The following is a 19758-nucleotide window of genomic DNA, read 5'->3' as shown; positions in this document are numbered from 1 at the left end:
GTTTTCCTCCCACGATCGGTTATCTTGTGAAAAGCGGCGGCTGCGCCGGCACGAAGAAGCGGTCGATATCGGCAACGGTCACTTCGGCAAGGCTCGCCGGAGACCATTTCGGATTGCGGTCCTTGTCGATGACGGCAGCTCGCACGCCTTCGTAGAAATCGTGATTATACAATATGCCCTTGCAGGCGCCGAGTTCGCGATTGAGGCATTCGGCAAGATCGGCGCTCGCTCGCCCCGCCCTGAGCAGCCGCAAGGTCAGCTTGAGGCTGGTCGGCGAGCGGCTGGCGATCACACTTGCGGCTTCCGCGGCGAACTCTCCGGGCTCACCAGTCAATGCCGCTAGTATCCCCTCCACCGTATCTGCCGAAAACGCCCGATCGATAACATCCCGATTTGCCGCGAGCCGGCTTTCGCCGGCGTCTACCGCCATCGTCCGGATCAGCGCATGCACGTCTGCTGCAGTGGCCGAGGTAGCCAGTGCGGCAATCGCATCGACCAGCGCCGGCAGTTCCGAGGATGCGACACAATGATCGGCAAAACCGGCATGAATCGCATCGGCGGCGGCGATCGTAAGGCCGGTCAGCCCCATCCAGGTTCCGGCTTCGCCAGGCGCACGCGGCAGCAGCCAGGTGGCGCCGACATCCGGGAAATAGCCGATGCCGGTCTCGGGCATGGCAAGGCGCGTGCGTTCAGTGACGATGCGATGGCTGCCGTGGGCCGAGAGACCAACGCCGCCGCCCATGGTGATGCCATCCATCAGCACCACATAGGGCTTGGCGTAGCGCGATATGGCATGGTTAAGCAGAAACTCCTCGCGCCAGAAGGTTTCCGCTCTGCCGGAACCCTCCTTGCCGCTCTGGTGCAGCAGGCGGATATCACCGCCGGCACAGAAGCCGCGCTCCCCCTCACCCAGGACGATGACGCTTCCGACCAGCGGATCGGCAGCGAAATCCTCCAACGCCGAAGCGATGGCCCGTACCATCGGCAGCGTCAGGCTGTTCAGCGCCTTCGGTCGATTGAGCCTGATGATGCCGGCCGATCCGCGCCGCTCGATGATGACCTCGTCGGTGCTGTCCATGCAAATCTCCTGTCTCCGCTTCCGTCCATCAATAGGCCTTCATCGGTTATCGGCAAGGATCATCTCGGCGGCCTTTTCGGCGATCATGATGGTTGGCGAATTGGTATTGCCCGATGTGATCGACGGCATGATGGAGGCGTCGGCGATGCGCAGCCTTGCCAATGCCCTGAGCCGCAGGCGGGGATCCACGACACTTTGGGCGTCGCTGCCCATGCGGCAAGTGCCGACCGGATGAAAAATCGTCGTGCCGATATCGCCGGCGGCACGTTCCAGATCGGCATCCGTCTCATAGGCCGGACCGGGCTTGAATTCCTCCGGACGAAACCGGGCGAAGGACGGCTGCGCGACGATGCGCCGCGTCAGGCGAATCGAACGAACGGCGATCTCCCGGTCGCGTGCCGCCGAAAGATAATTCGGGCTGATGGCCGGCTGTAGGGCGAAATCGGGGCTGCGAACATGCACGGAGCCGCGGCTTTCGGGCCGGAGGTTGCAGACGCTGGCGGTGATGGCCGGAAAGGGGTGAACGGGATCGCCGAACTTGTCGAGCGAGACCGGCTGCACGTGATATTGCAGGTCCGGCGTTTCCTTGTCCGGTCCGGAGCGGGTGAAGATGCCGAGCTGGCTCGGCGCCATCGCCATCGGGCCTGAGCGGCGAACCAGATATTCGAGCCCGATCGCCGCCTTGCCGATCAGCTTCGTCGCCTTCTCGTTCAACGTGGGTACGCCGGTCACCTTGTAGGCAAGGCGAAGCTGCAGATGATCCTGCAGGTTTTCGCCGACGGACCGGACCTCGCGCACGACGTCGATGCCGGCCTTGCTCAACACCTCGCCATGACCGATGCCCGAGAGCTCGAGAATGTGCGGCGAGCCGATGGAGCCGGCGGATAATACGGTTTCCTTATTCGCATAGGCGCGCTTCGCCACGCCATCATGCTGGAACTCGACACCGGTCACGGCATCGCCCTCGACGATCAGGCGGCGGACCTGTGCCTTGGTATAGACGGTGAGATTGCCGCGCTTCATCGCCGGGCGCAGGAAGGCCTTCGTCGTGTTCCAGCGAATGCCGGAGCGCTGGTTGACGTCGAAATAGCCGGAGCCTTCATTGTTGCCGCGATTGAAATCCGCCGTCTCGGGGATGCCGGCCTCCTTGGCCGCGGCCTGGAAGGCATCAAGCACGGCCCAGCGCACGCGGGCCTTCTCGACCCGCCACTCGCCGCCGGCGCCATGCATCTCATCCTCGCCGCGATAATGATCCTCTGACCTGATGAAATAGGGCAGCACATCGTCCCAGCCCCAACCGGCGCAGCCCAGCTGGCGCCAGAGATCGTAATCACGCGCCTGGCCGCGCATATAGATCATGCCGTTGATGGAGGAGCAGCCGCCCAGCACCTTGCCGCGCGGGTAGTTCAGCGACCGGCCGTTCAATCCCGCTTCCGGCGACGTGGTGAAGCACCAGTCCGTGCGCGGGTTGTTGATGCAATAGAGATAGCCGACCGGAATGTGGATCCAGTGGTAATTGTCATTGCCGCCGGCTTCCAGCAGCAGCACCCTGTTGTTGCCGTCGGCCGAAAGCCGGTTGGCCAGCACGCATCCGGCACTGCCGGCACCGATGATGATGTAGTCGAAGCGATCCATTGGCATGCCCCCCATCCTAACCCTCTCCCCGAGGGGAGAGGGGACTATTTCGGCATTTGCCTAGGCCCCGTATCCGGTGATCGTCAAAGACAGTTTCCCCTCTCCCCTTGGGGAGAGGGCTGGGGTGAGGGGGTGCACAACAAGAACGCATAGGTTTGATCATTACCGCCGATATTCAAACCCCAGCTTCCGTCCTAACCGCGAGGCATAGAATTCGCCGACGACACCGCGGCGGAAGAGCAGGACGCAGACCATGAAGACGATGCCGGTGATGATGGTGACGGGGAATTCCGATGTGGCGAGATAGTTTTCCAGCGTCGCCACGAACCCCGCGCCAAAAATCGGGCCGATCAGCGTGCCTATGCCGCCAAGCAAGGTCATGAGAATGACTTCGCCGGACATCTGCCAGGCGACGTCCGTCAGCGTCGCGAACTGGAAGACCAGCGCCTTGACCGCACCGGCGAGCCCCGCCAGCGCCGCAGACATGACGAAGGCGCCGAGCTTGTAATGCGCGACGGAATAGCCGAGCGAAATCGCCCGTTGCTCGTTCTCGCGGATCGATTTCAGGATCATGCCGAAGGGCGAATTGATGAAACGCCAGATGATCAGCACGCCGATCAGGAAGATCGCGAGGACGAAGTAATACATGTTGAAGGAGTTGTTGAGATCGAGCACGCCGAAGAGATAGCCGCGCGGCACCGACTGAATGCCATCCTCGCCATGGGTAAATGCCGCCTGCAGGCAGAAGAAATAGAACATGTAGGAGAGCGCCAGCGTGATCATGGCGAAATAGATGCCCTGCCTGCGAATGGCGACGAAACCCATGACGAGGCCGAGCAGCGAGGCACCAGCAACGCCGATCAGGATGCCGAGTTCGGGCGGCACGCCCCATTCCTTCACGGCGTAGGCGGTGAAATAGGCCGCGCCGCCGAAGAAGGTGGCATGGCCGAAGGAGAGCAGACCCGCATAGCCGAGCAGCAGATTGAAGGCGCAGGCAAACAGCGCGAAGCAGAGCACCTTCATGACGAAGATCGGGTAGATGAAGAAGGGTGCCCAGATCAGACCGACAAGGCCGAGGATCAGCAACAGCTTCTGCACGGAAAGCTTCGGACGCTCCTTGGAGCTCAAGCTGATTAATCCAGCCATATCACGCCTCCCGACCGAAGAGGCCTGCAGGCCTCAGAAGCAGCACGATTGCCATGATCACGAAGATGACGATGTTGGAGGCTTCCGGATAGAAAACCTTGGTGAGGCCCTCGGCAATCCCGAGCATATAGCCCGTCACGATCGCTCCCATGATCGAGCCCATGCCGCCGACGACGACCACGGCGAAGACGATGATGATCATGTTCGACCCCATCAGCGGCGAGACCTGATAGATCGGTGCGGCGAGCACCCCGGCAAAGGCGGCAAGCGCGACGCCGAAACCATAGGTCAGCGTCAGAAGCACCGGCACGTTGACGCCGAAAACCTGCACAAGCGTGGAATTCTCGGTCGCGGCGCGCAGATAAGCGCCAAGCTTGGTCTTTTCGATCAGCAGCCAGGTGCCGATGCAGACGACCAGCGAGGCAATGACCACCCAGCCGCGATAGACGGGCAGGAACATGAAGCCGATATTCTTCGCGCCCGCCAATTCCGTCGGCACGGCATAGGGCTGGCCCGAGGAGCCGTAGAGATAGCGGAAGGTTCCTTCTATGGTCAGCGCCATGCCGAAGGTGAAGAGCAAGCCATAGAGCGGATCGACCCTGTAGAGCCGGCGTAGGCAGAACCGCTCGACCAGCGCGCCGAACAGGCCGACGATCAGCGGTGCCAGAACCAGTGCCGGCCAATAGCCGATGCCTGTATAGGCAAGCAGCAGATAGGCGGTGAAGGCGCCGAGCATATAGAGCGCGCCATGGGCGAAATTGATCACTCGCAGCATGCCGAAGATGATCGCAAGGCCAAGGCTCAGCAATGCATAGAAGGAGCCATTGATCAGCCCGATCAGCAATTGACCGAGAAGCGCCTGGGCGGGGATGCCGAATATCGTCGTCATGCTCAGACCCCCAGAACCTTGTGGAGCATATCCATGCGCTCGGAGAGTTCGCCAACCGGGAATTCCGAGACCATCTGGCCGTGGTCCATCACATAGAAGCGATCGGCGATGCGGCTGGCGAAGCGGAAATTCTGCTCGACGAGCAAGATGGTCATGCCGCGGCTTTTCAACTTCTGCAGGACTTCACCGATGCGCTGGACGATGACGGGCGCAAGACCTTCCGTCGGCTCATCGAGCAGCAGCATGCGGACGCCGGTGCGCAGGATGCGGGCCATGGCGAGCATCTGCTGTTCGCCGCCCGAAAGCCTGGTGCCGACGCTGTTGCGCCGCTCATGCAGGTTGGGAAACAGCTCGAAGATCTCATCGAGTGTCATGCCTCCTGCTGCCACGACCGGCGGCAACATCAGGTTTTCATAGACGCTGAGCGTCGAGAAGATGCCGCGCTCTTCCGGCACGAAACCGATGCCCTGATGTGCCGTCTTGTGCAGTGGCACTTGCATCATGTCCTTGCCGGCGAAAGCGATCCTGCCCTTGCGGGCACGGACGATGCCGACGATGGTGCGCAGCGTCGTCGTCTTGCCGACGCCGTTGCGGCCGAGGATGGTGACGGTTTCCCCCTCGCCCACATGCATATCGACGCCATGCAGAATGTGACTTTCACCATACCAGGCATTAAGTCCCTGAACGTCCAGAAGCGACGCCATCGTCAAGCCTCCTCCGTGCCCATATAGGCTTCGCGGACACGCGGGTCCCGGCTGACCGTCGCATAATCGCCCTGGGCCAGGATCTCGCCGCGCTGCAGCACCGTGACATGATGGCAGATATCGGCAACGACCGAGAGATTGTGCTCGACCATGAGCACAGCCCTGTCGCGCGCAACATCGCGGATGATGGCGGAGACGGTGTTCACGTCCTCCAGCCCCATGCCGGCCATCGGCTCGTCGAGCAGCAGCACCTTCGGATCGAGCGCGAGCGTCGTTGCGATCTCCAGCACGCGCTTGCGGCCGTACGAAAGATCGGCAGCGATGGCATCGCGCTCCTTCGAGAGACCGACTGACGCGATGAGCTGTTCGGCACGGGCATTGAGGCTGTCGAGAGCGGATAGCGGCCGCCAGAACTGGTGGGCGAGATTGTTTGGCCGCTGCAGGGCGACGCGAACATTGTCAAGCACCGTCAGATGCGGGAAAACAGCGGAAATCTGAAAGGAGCGCACGAGCCCCATACGCGCGACCTTGTCAGGTTTCGTCTTGGTAATATCGGTGCCGAGCAGCGTGATGGTCCCATGCGTCGGCTGCAGGAACTTGGTGAGCAGATTGAACACCGTCGTCTTGCCGGCGCCGTTCGGACCGATCAGAGCGTGGACCTGGGCGTGATGTACGTCGAGATCCACATTCTTGACGGCGGTGAAGCCGCCGAAATCGCGGCGCAGTCCCCGGGCGGATAACACCACCCGGGGCTCTTCATGCTGATGTGTCGAGGACATCGCCATCGGCTGTTCCAAGCCCTATTGCTTGACGAGATCGCAGCCGCTCTTGGCCGGATCGATATAGGCTTCCTTGCCGGGGATCGTCGCCAGCACGTTAAAGTAATCCCACGGCTCCTTGCTCTCTTCCGGCTTCTTGACCTGAAGAAGATACATGTCGTGGATCATGCGGCCGTTGGCACCGACCGTGCCGCCGCGGCCAAAGAAATCATCAACTGGCATTTCATGCAGCTGCTTGGCAACAGCCTCGGTATCGTCTGTGCCGGCCTTCTGCACGGCCTTCAGGTATTGCATGACAGCGGAATAGGTGCCGGCATGGATCATGTTCGGCATTTTGCCGGTGCGGGCAAAGAAGCGCTTACCGAATTCGCGGCTCTTGTCGTCGAGATTCCAGTAATAGCCTTCCGTCAGCGTCAGGCCTTGCGCCGCCTGCAGGCCGAGGCCGTGGACTTCGGCGAGCGTGAAGAGCAGTGCCGCCAGATGCTGGCCACCCTGGGTGATGCCGAATTCGGAGGCCTGCTTGATGGCATTCGAGGTGTCGAGGCCGGCATTGGCAAGGCCGATGACCTTGGCGCCCGACGACTGCGCCTGCAGCAGGAAGGACGAGAAGTCATTGGTCGACAGCGGATGGCGGACCGAGCCGAGCACCTTACCGCCGCTTGCCTTGACGAAATCGCTGGTCTGCTGCTCGAGCGAATAGCCGAAGGCATAGTCCGCGGTCAGGAAGAACCAGGTGTCGCCACCCTGCTTGACGAGCGCGCCGCCGGTGTCGACGGCCAGGGCATGCGTGTCATAGGCCCAATGGAAGCCGTAGGGCGAGCATTGCTTGCCGGTGAGATCGGTGGTCGCGGCGCCCGTGACGATATCGATCTTCTTCTTTTCCTTGCCAACCGCCTGCACGGCGAGCGCGACCGAAGAGGTCGTCAGCTCCATGATGGCGTCGACCTTGTCCTGATCATACCACTGACGGGCGATGTTGGAGGCGATATCGGGCTTGTTCTGGTGATCGGCATCGACGATCTCGATCGGCACGCCGAGAACCTTGCCGCCGAAATCCTCGGCGGCCATCTTGGCGGCCGCTACCGACGACTTGCCGCCGAAATCCGCATAGACGCCGGACTGGTCGTTGAGAATGCCGATCTTGACGACACCATCGGACGGGCCAGCGGCGAAAGCCGCGGTGCTGGCTGCAAGCAGAAATGCAAGGGACGCAATAAGACTCTTTCGCATATCCTCTCCTCCCAGAGATTTGGCAAAAACGAATCTGTTCAAAATTGGCCAGCCGCTTTCCTCAAAACGGCTTTTCCCGACCGCCAAGATCACGGAATTCGCGCGTTGACGCAAGTCGCGATTGCAATTAATTCCAAACAAGGTCTGTTCATTTTTGAACAGAGGAGGATGCATGAAGCGCACGCCGCACTTTACCTGGGACGATCTGCAGTTCTTCCTCGCCGTTGCGCGAACGGGGCAGCTTTCGACAGCCGCACGACAATTGCGCAGCAGCCACGCCACGGTTTCACGCCGTATCGACCGGCTGGAATTCGCCCTGAAGGTCAAGCTTTTCGAGCGCAATCCGCGCGGCTACATGCTGACCAGTATGGGCCAGCGCTTCGTCGATACCGCCGAGCATATGGAGCAGGAGACGGAACGTCTGCGCTCTGATCTTTCTGCGGGATCGGCAGCACAACGGGGTGTTGTGCGCATCAGCGCGCCGGAGGGTTTTTCAAACTTCTTCTTCACCGGCGTGCTGCCGGAATTCACCGCCAGGCATCCGAATATTTCACTTGAGTTGATCACCATTCAGCAGATCATGTCGCTCTCGCGCAAGGAGGCCGATATCGTCGTGGTGCTCGACCCGCCGAAGGCCGGACCCTACTTCACCGAAAAGCTCACCGACTATCATCTGCAGGTCTACGGATCGCGCGATTACCTCGCCCGCCATCCGCCGATCGAAAGCCGCGACGATCTGCCTGACTTCGCCTTCATCGGCTATATCGAGGATATGATCTTCGCGCCGGGCCTGGATTATCTCGACGACGTCCATCCGCGTATCAGGCCGCAATTCCAGAGCTCGAGCATCTTTGCGCAGCTGACGGCGACGAAGAACGGCCAGGGGCTGTGCGTGCTGCCGTTTTTCATCGCCGGCAAGCATCCCGATCTGCAGGTCGTTCTGCCGCATGAGGTGGATCTCAGGCGCCACTACTGGATCACCTGCCACCGCGACCTGCGCCAGTCGCCACGCGTGCGCACTGTCATCGATTTTCTGGCGGAAGCCGTGCGCAAGAATGCGCCGGCCTTTCTGGGGCCTTGGAGAAACACCGAGAGCTGAGATCGCTTCAGGCTATAGCATGCTCGGAGCAGCATAGATCTTGCCGAGCCCGGCGGCATCGAAGCTCGCCCGCTCGGCGAGGCGAAGTTCCCAATCCAGCGACGAACGCACGATCGTTTCAAGGCTGTCGTGTTTTGGAACCCAGCCCAGCTCGCGGCGAGCGAGCGTCGCGTCCGCGACAATGCTCGCCATATCGCCGGGCCGGCGCGGGGCGATATGGATGCGGAAGGAACGACCGTGGATGCGCATGACCATGTTGAGCACGTCAAGCACGGAGTAACCGTGGCCATAGCCGCAATTGGCGACCAGCGAGCGGCCGCCATCGCGCAGATGGCGCAAGGCCACGAGATGCGCCTCGACGAGATCGCTCACGTGGATGTAGTCGCGCACGCCGGTGCCGTCATGTGTCGCATAATCGGTGCCGTAGATATCGACCTGACGGCGGCGGCCAAGAGCCGCCTCGCAGGCGACCTTGATGAGATGAGTGGCACCGTCGGTCGACTGGCCGGCCCTTCCCTCGGGATCGGCGCCGGCGACATTGAAATAACGCAAAGCCACATAGTGGAAATCATAGGCCGCCGCGGCATCGCGCAGCATCAGTTCGGACATCAGCTTGGATTGGCCATAGGGCGATTCCGGCCGCAACGGCACGTCTTCGCTGACCGGTCTGTTCGCCGGCTGCTGGCCATAAACAGCGGCGGTGGACGAGAAGACGAAATGGCGAATGCCGGCCCTAACGGCGGCACTCATGAGGATGCGGGTCTTGCCCGTGTTGTTTTCGTAATAGGCAAGTGGGTCCTCGATCGATGCAGGGACAACGGCCGAGCCGGCGAAATGAATGATGGCCTCTATATGGTTTTCAGCGAAAATCGTCTGCAGGAGCGCTTCATCGGCGATATCGCCGAGATAGAAGCGAGCGGCCGCCGGAACGGCCCAGCGGAAACCCGTCGACAGGCGGTCGAGAACCACCACGTCCTCTCCCGCATCCAGCAATCTCCAGACCATGTGGCTGCCGATATAACCGGCCCCGCCCGTCACCAAAACAGTCATTCTTCGCGTCCCCGCCAAGTCTTACCGACCCCATATGAGGCCGCTCCTCCTGCGAAATTGATTAAAAGCGGGAGGCCCGGCGGGAAAGATTGCGGGGATGGTTAGAGGGGGCTTTCGCAGTTTGATTGGATTTTATGGATTGGGTGTGTGACGGCAGGCCTCGCATATATCGGAGAGTGCATACCCCCCTCTGTCACTTCGTGACATCTCCCCCACAAGGGGGGAGATTGTTGGGAGGTTGCTGCTCCTCCGCCAAAACAATGAAGTTTCAGATTCAGCAGATATGATGTTCATTGGGTGTGAGAAGCTGCCGCGAGTTTCCAATCTCCCCCTTGTGGGGGAGATGTCGCGAAAGCGGCAGAGGGGGTATCGGGACCAGCCAAATCAAACGCTGTCAGCCGCAGCACACAGATCGTACCTACAAACTCAAAATATACCGGCTCAACCTCTCCGCGGCATCCGCGACCTGCACCGGATCGCGCAGGAAGCAGGCGCGCATGAACAGCTCTCCGCCCAAACCGAAGGCCGTTCCGGGTGCCAGGCCGACGCCGGTCTTGTCGACGATGTCGATGGCGGTCTTGCGGCTATCGGTGACACCGTCGATCTTCAGGAAGGAATAGAGTGCGCCATCCGGCTTCAACGTCTGCACGCGATTGGTGGCGATCAGCGCCTCGCAGAGAATATCACGCGAGCGGGCTGCCTTCTCGATATTGGAGCTGACGAAATCGTCGCCTTCGTTCAGCGCCGCAACCGCGCCCTTCTGCATGAATTGCGCCACACCCGAGGTCGAATATTGCACGAGGTTTTCGATCACCTGTCCGAGTTCGGCCGGCGCGACGATCCAGCCCACGCGCCAGCCGGTCATCGACCAGTTCTTCGAGAAGGAATTGACGAAGAGAATCTTGTCATCGGCTTCCTTGACGTCCAGGAAGCTCGGCGCACGGCCGCCGGCATAATAGTAAAGCGCATAGATTTCGTCGGCCATGATCCAGAGATCATGCTTGCGCGCCAGGGCGAGAATATCGCGGAGGTCCTGATGGGTTGCCGTCCAGCCTGTGGGGTTGGACGGGGTATTGATGAATAGGCCCTTGGTCTTCGGCGTGATCGCCGCTTCCAATCGATTGAGATCGAGCGACCATTTGCCGTGCTCGAATTGTAAGGGTACGGCGACGGAACGGGCGCCCGCGATCTCCAGCGCTGCGGCAATATTCGGCCAGGCCGGGGAGAGATAGACCATCTCGTCGCCGGGAGAGGTGATCGCCTGCACGGAAAGCTGGATCGCCTGCATACCGGAGCCGACGACATAGAAATTCTCCATCGGCAGCGACGTGCCGAAATGCCGGCCGTAGTAATCGGCGAGCGCCTGGCGCAGCTCCGGAATGCCGCGCTGCCAGGTGTAGAAGGTTTCGCCGGCATTGAGCGAGGCCATGGCGGCGCGATTGATGAAATCCGGCGTCGGCAGATCGCCCTCGCCGACCCAAAGCGGCAGCAGGCCTTCGCGGCCGCGGGCATAATTGACCACTTCGACGATCCCGCTTTCGGGTGCTGCGAGCGCGCGCGGGCTGAGGCTATCTAGTATCGACATGCAAAGTCTCCGGTTTCCGCCTTCATAAAGCAGAGCGGCGGACAAATCCCATGACTTTGCCTTAGTGACCGATCGATTTTGGTGATGAATAAAGCCTCGATCCTTTCGGGACCGAGGCTTCTTATCGAACAGGACGAGCGAAGCCGTCAGCGCTTGGCGAGAAGATCGCGGATTTCCGTCAGCAGCTGGACGTCGGCCGGTGGCGGCGCTGCCTCGGCGACCTTGTCTTCCTTGCGCTCGACCTGGGCACGCAGCGTGTTTACGCCCTTGACCATCAGGAAGATGATCCAGGCGAGGATGAGGAAATTGATGAGGACAGTGATGAAATTGCCGTAGGCGAAAACCGCGCCCTGTGCGCGGGCGGCGGCGAGCGTCGGCGCATTGACCGCCGAGGAGAGGCCGATGAAATAGTTCGAGAAGTCGAAGCCGCCGAAAATCGCGCCAACGATCGGCATGATGATATCGTCAACTAGCGATTTCACGATGCCGCCGAAAGCGCCGCCGATGATCACGCCGACCGCGAGATCCATGACATTGCCGCGGGCGATGAATGCCTTAAATTCATTAAGCATTAAACAGTCCCCTTCGCGTTGCCGTTGAATTCACTGTCGATAATTAGCACCATCTTTTTCCTTAGTTTTCAACAGCAGATTGGCGAAAACTCTTATTCAGGCGCGAATATCCCAAGATAATCCCGTGGGTTAGGCAATTTATCCGCGCATATCACCAGTTACTTGTTCGTCAGTTGCGGGCAACGCAATCGTGGCCGCCACCCACGACACGTGAACAACTCTTTGATGACTCGCCTGGCGCTGGCTGCCATGTTTCAGCTTTTGAGCGTTCCTTCCGGCATCACTTTGGCAACCAGCTTGCGAACATACTCCGGGCCGGGGGCCTGGTCGAAGAGAATACGATATATGACCGGTGAGATGACATGGTCCATCAGTTCCGTCAGTGTCGGAAACGGCTCGCCCTGCTCCTTGGCACGGGCAATGAAAACAGCAAGCTGCTGCTGCGTATAACCGCTGCACTTCTCGGCATTTGCCACGTCTGACGCTGAAAGAATGTCGCGCAGCATTTGCCGCCCCACACCGGAGGCCATTTCGTCGGCATATTGCTCGGCCCAGGCTTCCAGATCCTCGCGGGGGCTGCCGATCTTCGCTGGCTCGGCTTCCGGCTGCAAACGCGAGGCGGCGACGTCGGCCAGAAGCTCTTGAAGATCGCCCCAGCGGCGATAGATCGTAGAAGGAGTGACGTTGGCGCGTTGCGCAATCATAGGGATGGTGATGTCGGCGCGATCCATCGTCGCCAGCATGTCGCGGACGGATTGATGCACCGCCGCCTGCACTCTGGCACTGCGCCCGCCGGGACGGGGATTTTCTCTGTAGCCCATAAGCCTTTGCCAATCTTTCCCTTTTGCCGATGGCGAATGACCAGGCGCCATTCACTAAGGCAAATTATTTGCTTTTGCGCGTTGAGCACCCTATATGCAGCTAACGCAATCTTTTAGCTTTAAGCTAGGATATAGTCGATGACCGAGCCCAATTCCACCGCCAGTGCACCGATCTCATTGGCCAGGCATTTGGCGCCATTCTACTACGCCGCGACGAGCGCATTGTTCTTCGCCGCCTCATCCGTGCCGACGCCTCTCTACCGCCTTTACCAGCAGGCCTTCGCCTTCTCGCCGATCCTGATCACGGTAATCTTCGCCGTCTATGCCTTCGCTCTCCTCGCTTCGCTGCTGATCGTCGGCTCGATTTCCGACCATCTCGGACGTCGGCCGGTGATCTTCGTATCGATCCTCCTCAATATGGTGGCGATGCTGCTGTTTTTAATGGCCAGAGGTCCGGATTGGCTGATTGCCGCCCGCGTCGTGCAGGGCCTGGCTACGGGAGCGGCGGCGAGCTCCATCGGAGCCGCTCTCGTCGATCTCGATCCGGTCAAGGGATCGATCACCAACAGCCTTGCGCCGCTGACGGGCATGGCGATCGGCGCGCTCGGCACCAGCCTCCTGGTTCAGTTTGCACCGGCGCCGACCCTGCTCGTCTATATCGTCACGCTCATCCTTCTTATCCTGCAAGCCGTGCTGCTCTGGCTGGTGCCCGAGACGACGCGTCGGCAGAGCGGGCTGCTTGCCTCGCTGAAGCCGGAAGTCGCCGTTCCCCCACAGGTTCGCCGCACTTTGCTGGCGCTGACGCCGATCAACATCGCCGTCTGGGCGCTTGCCGGCTTCTATCTGTCGCTGGTGCCATCGCTCGTCAGCACGACGACCGGCAGCACGGCGCCGCTGACCGGCGGCTCCGTGGTCGCGGCCTTGACGATCAGCGGTGCGGCGGGCGTGTTCCTGCTGCGCGAGAAATCCACCGCCATGATCATGAAGTTCGGCATACCGAGCATGACGCTCGGCATACTGACCGTTGTCGCCGGCATGCATGCAGCCGAGGTGTCGATCCTCGGCCTTGGGACGTTGATCGCCGGCGCCGGCTTCGGAGCGACCTTTCTCGGCACGGTGAGAAGCATCATGCCGCTGGCAAAGCCCGACGAACGCGCCGGGCTGCTCTCGGCCTTCTATATCCAGAGCTATCTCGCCTTCAGCTTGCCCGCCATTCTGGCCGGCTTCCTGTCGAAGGCGCTTGGATTTGCCGAAGCCGCCGACATCTACGCGGCAGCGATCCTCCTGCTCGTGGGTTGGGGCGTGCTGGCGTTGAGGGCGGAGCAAGAGAAATCAGTGAGTATGTCGTAAGCTTTCTCTTACGGTTTGAGCCCAAGTTCGGCAAGGCCGCTGCCATCCATCGCAAACGGCACCGACGTATGCTCGTGAACGATCTTCCAGATGCCCGCCGCCTTTCTGAGGCCGAGCGTCTGGCGAAACCATAGATCGACCTCGACGCCGTCCGTCTTCCTGCCGGTCATATGCACAAGGCCGGTCCAGAAGGCGACGTCCTCGCCGACGGTCAACCTGACATCGACGGCATCGCCGGCGATCGGCCCTTCCCAGGTCGAAAACCAGCCCCGCAAGCCTTTCTCGCCCTTACCCTTGTGTACGAGCGGCGCCGCCAGAGTAAAGCTGATGACATCGTCGCTTAAGTGCTCGACGACACCGGCGGCGTCCTTATTGCCAAGCGCAGACATCCAGCCTGCAAGCATTGCGTTGATGGCTTCGGCTTCGTCACGATTGCCGATGATCTCGATCATGTCATTCTCCTCGGTTTGATGGACTCAAGCAGAGGACGAATGAAAAGGGCCGCTCCCGACAGGAACGGCCCATTATTTGCCGTCAGCGACGAGCTGTTGGCTCAAGCCGCCTTCTTGGCGCCATAGGGATCGAAGCGGCCGTAGAAGGTCTCGCCCTTCGCGGCCATATCCTTCAGCAGCGCTGCGGGCTGGAAATGCGGGCCGTAGGCGGTTGCAAGCTTTTCGCAGAGATCCACGAAAGCCTTCACACCCATGCCGTCGATGTAGGACAGCGCACCACCCGTGTAGGGCGCGAAGCCGAAGCCGAGGATGGAGCCGACATCGGCCTCGCGCGGATCGGTGACGATGCCTTCCTCGATGGTGCGGGCAGCTTCCAGTGCGATGGTGACGAGGAAGCGCTGCTTCAACACGTTGACATCGATCTCATCGGCCTTCTTCTGCAGATAGAGATCCTTGAGGCCCGGCCAGAGCGACTTCTTGGCCGGCTTCGGCGGGTAATCGTAGAAGCCCTTGGAGTTCTTCCGGCCCAAACGACCCTCGCCTTCGACGAGACCGCTGATCAGCTGCATGTGACGCGGGTCAACCGCCTTCTCGCCGAGATCGGCAACCGTCGCCTTCAGGATCTTGTAGGAGAGGTCGATGGCGACTTCGTCGTTCAGCGCCAGAGGTCCGACGGGCATGCCAGCCATCTTGGCGGCGTTTTCGATCATGGCTGCGGGCACGCCTTCGATCAGCATGTCATAGGCTTCGTGGATGTAGCGGAAGACGCAGCGATTGACGAAGAAGCCGCGGGTGTCGTTGACGACGATCGGCGTCTTCTTGATGGCGGCGACGTAATCAAGCGCGACGGCCAGCGCATGATCGCCGGTTTCCTTGCCGAGGATGACTTCGGTCAGCATCATCTTCTCGACCGGCGAGAAGAAGTGGACGCCGATAAAATCGGCCGGGCGCTTGGAATTCTTCGCAAGACCGGTGATCGGCAGCGTCGAGGTGTTGGAGGCGAAGACGGCGCCAGCGGGCAGCACGGCTTCGACAGCCTCGATGACGGCCTTCTTGACGTCGCGATCCTCGAATACCGCTTCGATGACAAGATCGGCATCCTTCAGGTCGGTGTAGTCGGCCGACGGCGTGATGCGGGACAGAAGGGCCGCTCCCTCGTCCTGCGTCAGCCTTCCCTTACCGATTGAATCCTTGACCAGCCCTTCGCCGACGCCCTTGCCCTTGGTCGCGGCCTCGATATCGCGGTCGATGAGCGTGACCGGAATGCCGGCTGCTGCGGTGACATAGGCGATGGACGCGCCCATGAAGCCAGCACCGACGACGCCGACCTTCTTGAGCTCCGTCTTCGGCTGGCCTGCCGGTCGGCGCGCGCCCTTGCCGAGTTCCTGCATGGAGACGAACAGCGAGCGGATCATCGAATAGGCTTCGGTGGTCTGCAGCACATGGGTGAAATAGCGCTGCTCGATCTTCAGGCCGGTATCGAAGGGGACCTGCAGGCCTTCATAGACGCATTTGAGGATCGCGAGCGCTGCCGGATAGTTGCCCGCCGTCTCGCGGCGCAGGATGGCGGGTGCTGCCGGCCAGAGCTGGGCTGCGGCCGGCGTCCAGATGCCGCCGCCGGGCGCCTTGAAGCCCTTTTCGTCCCAGGGGGCGATGGGCTTCAAGCCATCCTTGATCATCTGCTTCGCGGCCGAGATCAGCTGATCCGGCTCGACCACCTGATGCACGAGGTTCATGGCCTTGGCGCGCGCCGCCGTCAGCGACTGGCCCGTCGTCATCATCTGCAGGGCGGATTGTGCATCCGTCAGGCGCGCGACGCGCTGCGTGCCGCCAGCGCCGGGGAAAATGCCGACCTTGACTTCGGGCAGCGCGATCTTGACGCTCTTGGCGCTCGACGCGACGCGGCCGTGGCAGGCGAGCGACAGTTCGAAAGCACCGCCCATGCAGGTGCCGTTGATAGCCGAAACCCAGGGCTTGCCGCAGGTTTCGAGCTTGCGGAACAGGCCGGTCATGCGCCCGACAAGATCGAAGAGCTTCTGCGTGGCAGCGGCCGGGTCCTTCGCCTTTTCCTCCTGGTAGAAGGAAAACATCGACTTGATCATCGAAAGATCGGCGCCGCCGGAGAAGGACGATTTGCCTGAGGTGAAGACCACGCCCTTGACGGCCGCATCGGCAACCGTGGCATCGATGATGGCGTTCAGCTCTTCCAGGATCTCGGCGGTGAAGACGTTCATGGACTTGCCGGGCATGTCCCAAGTAACGAGGGCTATGCCGTCTGCGTCGGTTTCGACGGTGAAATTCGTGTAAGCCATTGGTTTCCCCTCCTCAGACGCGTTCGACGATCGTGGCAGTGCCCATGCCGGCGCCGATGCAGAGTGTCACAAGCGCCGTATTGAGATCGCGGCGTTCCAGCTCATCGAGCACCGTGCCGAGGATCATCGCGCCGGTCGCACCGAGCGGATGGCCCATGGCGATCGCACCGCCATTGACGTTGATCTTGTCATGCGGAATGTCGAACGCCTGCATGTAGCGCAGCACGACGGCGGCGAAGGCTTCGTTGAGCTCGAAGAGATCGATGTCGGCAAGCGTCAAGCCGCTGCGCTTCAGGAGTTTTTCGGTGACATCGACCGGGCCTGTCAGCATCAGCGCCGGGTCGGAGCCAATATTGGCGAAGGCCTTGATACGGCCCCGCGGCTTCAGCCCCATGCTTTCACCGCCCGCCTTGGAGCCGAGCAGAACAGCGGCAGCGCCATCGACGATGCCTGAGGAATTGCCGGCATGGTGGACGTAATTGATGCGCTCGACTTCCGGATGCGCCTGGATGCCAACGGCTTCGAAGCCGCCCATCTCGCCGGGCAGCTGGAAGGACGGATTGAGCGAGGCGAGCGCCTGCATATCAGTGCCGGGACGCATGTGCTCGTCGCGGTCGAGAATGGTCAGGCCGTTAATATCCTTCACCGGAATGACGGAATTCTTGAAGTAGCCTTTCTCCCAGGCATTGGCGGCGCGCTTCTGGCTCTCGACGGCATAGGCATCGACGTCATCGCGCGAGAAGCCGTATTTCGTGGCGATAAGATCGGCCGAGACGCCCTGCGGCATGAAATAGGCCGGAAAGTTGACCGAGGGGTCCATGAACCAAGCGCCGCCGGACATGCCCAAGCCGACGCGCGACATGCTTTCGACACCGCCGGCGATGACGATGTCATCAGCCCCTTGCGCGATCTTGGCCGCACCGAAATTCACGGCATCGAGGCCTGAGGCGCAGAAGCGGGAAATCTGCATGCCGGGCGCCTTGGTGGAATAGCCGGCTTCGAAGGCAGCGCCCCTCGGGATAACGGCGCCTGCTTCCATGACAGGATCGACGCAGCCCATAATGATGTCGTCAACCGTTTCGGTATCGAGGCCGTTGCGGTCGCGGATCGCCTCCAGCGTCTTGGCGGCGAGGCGAACGGACGGCACTTCGTGCAACGCCCCATCCTTCTTGCCGCGCCCGCGCGGCGTGCGCACGTGGTCGTAAATGAAAACCTCGGTCATGTCTCATCTCCCTGCAGCAGCTGACGCCGCCTTGCTCAAAAGGCTTCCGCCGCCAGTTCCATCATCGTGTCGGCGCCAGTTTCGATGCGGGCCTTGCGGAGCGCCGTTTCCGGCATGATGCGCTCCATATAGAACCGCGCCGTGACAAGCTTGTTCTTCAGATAATCCTCGCGCGCGCTGTCGCCAGCCGCAAGGCCTGCCTGCGCCGCCTTGGCCATCTTTGCCCACATATAGCCGAGGACAACGAGGCCGAAGAGATGCATGTAATCAGTCGAGCCGGCGCCGGCATTGTCGGGCTTGGCCATGGCGTTCTGCATGAACCACATGGTCGCGGTCTGGACGTCGTTCAAGCCTTTCTTCAGATGCTTGGTGAAGAAAGCCATCTGCTCGTCATTGCGGTTTTCTTCGCAGAAATCGCCGATCTCCTTGAAGAGAGCCATGACGGCGCGGCCGCCGTTCAGCGCCAGCTTGCGGCCGACGAGATCGAGCGCCTGGATGCCGTTCGCGCCCTCATAGATCATGGTGATGCGGGCATCGCGGACATACTGGCTCATGCCATGCTCTTCGATGTAGCCGTGGCCGCCGAAGACCTGCTGCGCCATGACGGCATGGTCGAAGCCCTTGTCGGTCATGACGCCCTTGAGGATCGGCGTTGCGAGGCCAAGGATATCGTCGGCTGCCTGGCGTTCCTTCTCGTCCGGAGAGCGATGGGCGATATCGGATTTCAGCGCCGTCCAGAGCAGGAAGGCGCGGCCGGCCTCGTTGAAGGCGCGGATGGTCATCAGCGAGCGACGGATATCGGGATGGACGATGATCGGGTCCGCCTTCTTGTCCGGTGCCTTCGGACCAGAGAGCGAGCGGCCCTGTATGCGTTCGCGGGCATAGGCGGCGGCATTCTGATAGGCGATCTCGGCGATGGAGAGACCCTGCAGGCCGACACCGAGACGCGCCTCGTTCATCATCACGAACATGGCGTTGAGGCCCTTGTTCTCGGCGCCGATCAGGAAGCCAGTGGCCTCGTCGTAATTCATGACGCAGGTGGCGTTGCCGTGGATGCCCATCTTATGTTCGATCGCGCCGCAGGAAACCGGGTTGCGCTCGCCGAGCGAACCATCTTCCTTGACGAGGAACTTCGGCACGATGAAGAGCGAGATACCCTTGGTGCCCTCTGGTGCGCCTTCGATGCGGGCGAGGACGAGATGGACGATGTTATCCGTCATGTCGTGTTCGCCGGCGGAGATGAAGATCTTCTGGCCTGATATCTTGTAGCTGCCATCAAGCTGAGGCACTGCCTTGGTACGCAGCAGGCCGAGATCGGTGCCGCAATGCGGTTCGGTGAGGTTCATGGTGCCGGACCAGGTGCCTTCGACCAATTTCGGCAAGTAGGTCTGCTTCTGCGCATCTGAGCCGTGGACGAGGATCGCAGCGATCGCGCCCTGCGTCAGGCCCGGATACATCATCAGCGACATGTTGGCGGCGGAGGTATATTCACCGACGGCGCAGTGCAGCACGTAGGGGAGCCCCTGCCCGCCGAACTCCTCCGGCACAGCGAGACCCAGCCAGCCGCCTTCGCGATAGGCACGATAGGCCTCCTTGAAGCCCTTCGGCGTCGAGACCGTGCCATCGTCATGACGCACGCAGCCTTCCTGATCGCCGGAATAGTTGAGCGGGAAAAGCACCTCTTCCGACAACTTGGCCGCCTCGCCGACAATCGCCTCGATCATGTCGGGCGTAGCATCGGCATAGCCCGGAAGATTGTTATAGCGCTCCAGCCCGAGCACATCGTTCAGGACGAAGAGCGTATCGTTCACCGGGGCCTTGTAGACTGGCATTT

General features: G+C 61.1%; 17 protein-coding genes. 2 read left to right on the top strand and 15 right to left on the bottom strand.

The features are described from left to right. Positions 1-19: 19 nt before the first annotated feature. The 7 genes from PH552_RS21155 to PH552_RS21125 form a co-directional block, all read right to left on the bottom strand. Positions 20-1078 carry an enoyl-CoA hydratase/isomerase family protein gene (locus tag PH552_RS21155; RefSeq protein WP_183762663.1) on the bottom strand — a complete coding sequence of 353 codons (1059 nt, stop codon included), beginning with the start codon at positions 1076-1078 and terminating at the stop codon, positions 20-22. A gap of 39 nt (positions 1079-1117) precedes the next feature. After that, complete coding sequence (locus PH552_RS21150) at positions 1118-2713, bottom strand: GMC family oxidoreductase (RefSeq protein WP_183762766.1); 1596 nt, start codon at positions 2711-2713, stop codon at positions 1118-1120. A gap of 162 nt (positions 2714-2875) precedes the next feature. Further along, complete coding sequence (locus PH552_RS21145) at positions 2876-3859, bottom strand: branched-chain amino acid ABC transporter permease (RefSeq protein WP_183762660.1); 984 nt, start codon at positions 3857-3859, stop codon at positions 2876-2878. A gap of 1 nt (position 3860) precedes the next feature. Then, a complete protein-coding gene (locus tag PH552_RS21140) occupies positions 3861-4748 on the bottom strand; it encodes a branched-chain amino acid ABC transporter permease (protein ID WP_183762657.1) in 888 nt (295 codons plus the stop codon). 2 nt (positions 4749-4750) lie between these two features. Then, complete coding sequence (locus PH552_RS21135; RefSeq protein ID WP_183762654.1) at positions 4751-5452, bottom strand: ABC transporter ATP-binding protein; 702 nt, start codon at positions 5450-5452, stop codon at positions 4751-4753. Between the two features lie 2 nt (positions 5453-5454). Beyond that, positions 5455-6237, bottom strand: coding sequence for an ABC transporter ATP-binding protein (locus PH552_RS21130; protein WP_183762651.1), 783 nt, complete (start codon positions 6235-6237; stop codon positions 5455-5457). A gap of 15 nt (positions 6238-6252) precedes the next feature. Further along, positions 6253-7461 (bottom strand): ABC transporter substrate-binding protein, encoded by a 1209-nt coding sequence (locus PH552_RS21125; RefSeq protein ID WP_183762648.1) that lies wholly within the window; start codon positions 7459-7461, stop codon positions 6253-6255. A 172-nt stretch (positions 7462-7633) separates the two neighbouring features. Here PH552_RS21125 and PH552_RS21120 point away from each other — a divergent pair, with 172 nt between their 5' ends. Next, positions 7634-8560: a LysR family transcriptional regulator gene (locus tag PH552_RS21120; protein WP_285166273.1), complete on the top strand. Its 927-nt coding sequence runs from the start codon at positions 7634-7636 to the stop codon at positions 8558-8560. Positions 8561-8572: 12 nt separating this feature from the next. On the opposite strand, the gene galE is transcribed toward PH552_RS21120, so the two are convergent. The 4 genes from galE to PH552_RS21100 form a co-directional block, all read right to left on the bottom strand. Further along, the gene (gene galE / locus PH552_RS21115; RefSeq protein ID WP_183762645.1) at positions 8573-9610 is read right to left on the bottom strand and encodes a UDP-glucose 4-epimerase GalE; all 1038 of its coding nucleotides are present in this window, start codon (positions 9608-9610) and stop codon (positions 8573-8575) included. A gap of 418 nt (positions 9611-10028) precedes the next feature. Then, entirely contained in the window at positions 10029-11195 is a 1167-nt protein-coding gene (locus PH552_RS21110) for a pyridoxal phosphate-dependent aminotransferase (RefSeq protein ID WP_183762642.1), read from the bottom strand. Positions 11196-11341: 146 nt separating this feature from the next. Then, positions 11342-11767 (bottom strand): large conductance mechanosensitive channel protein MscL, encoded by a 426-nt coding sequence (gene mscL / locus PH552_RS21105; RefSeq protein WP_112343776.1) that lies wholly within the window; start codon positions 11765-11767, stop codon positions 11342-11344. A gap of 254 nt (positions 11768-12021) precedes the next feature. Beyond that, the gene (locus tag PH552_RS21100; protein ID WP_183762639.1) at positions 12022-12588 is read right to left on the bottom strand and encodes a TetR/AcrR family transcriptional regulator; all 567 of its coding nucleotides are present in this window, start codon (positions 12586-12588) and stop codon (positions 12022-12024) included. A gap of 138 nt (positions 12589-12726) precedes the next feature. Between PH552_RS21100 and PH552_RS21095 the strand changes: the two genes are divergently transcribed. Continuing rightward, positions 12727-13938 carry an MFS transporter gene (locus PH552_RS21095; protein WP_183762636.1) on the top strand — a complete coding sequence of 404 codons (1212 nt, stop codon included), beginning with the start codon at positions 12727-12729 and terminating at the stop codon, positions 13936-13938. A gap of 8 nt (positions 13939-13946) precedes the next feature. On the opposite strand, the gene PH552_RS21090 is transcribed toward PH552_RS21095, so the two are convergent. From PH552_RS21090 to PH552_RS21075, 4 genes are all read right to left on the bottom strand, one after another. Further along, positions 13947-14390, bottom strand: a complete 444-nt coding sequence (locus tag PH552_RS21090) for a YybH family protein (protein WP_183762633.1) — start codon at positions 14388-14390, stop codon at positions 13947-13949. 101 nt (positions 14391-14491) lie between these two features. After that, complete coding sequence (locus PH552_RS21085; protein WP_183762630.1) at positions 14492-16702, bottom strand: 3-hydroxyacyl-CoA dehydrogenase NAD-binding domain-containing protein; 2211 nt, start codon at positions 16700-16702, stop codon at positions 14492-14494. A 13-nt stretch (positions 16703-16715) separates the two neighbouring features. Beyond that, a complete protein-coding gene (locus PH552_RS21080) occupies positions 16716-17924 on the bottom strand; it encodes an acetyl-CoA C-acetyltransferase (protein ID WP_112343771.1) in 1209 nt (402 codons plus the stop codon). 35 nt (positions 17925-17959) lie between these two features. Beyond that, positions 17960-19756 (bottom strand): acyl-CoA dehydrogenase C-terminal domain-containing protein, encoded by a 1797-nt coding sequence (locus PH552_RS21075; RefSeq protein ID WP_285166272.1) that lies wholly within the window; start codon positions 19754-19756, stop codon positions 17960-17962. Positions 19757-19758 lie beyond the last annotated feature (2 nt).

Source organism: Rhizobium aureum, from assembly GCF_030182495.1.
GTDB classification, from domain to species: Bacteria; Pseudomonadota; Alphaproteobacteria; order Rhizobiales; family Rhizobiaceae; genus Rhizobium; species Rhizobium tropici_C.
The sequence above is the reverse complement of the archived record's forward strand: the minus strand, read 5'-3'. Positions and strand labels throughout refer to the sequence as shown.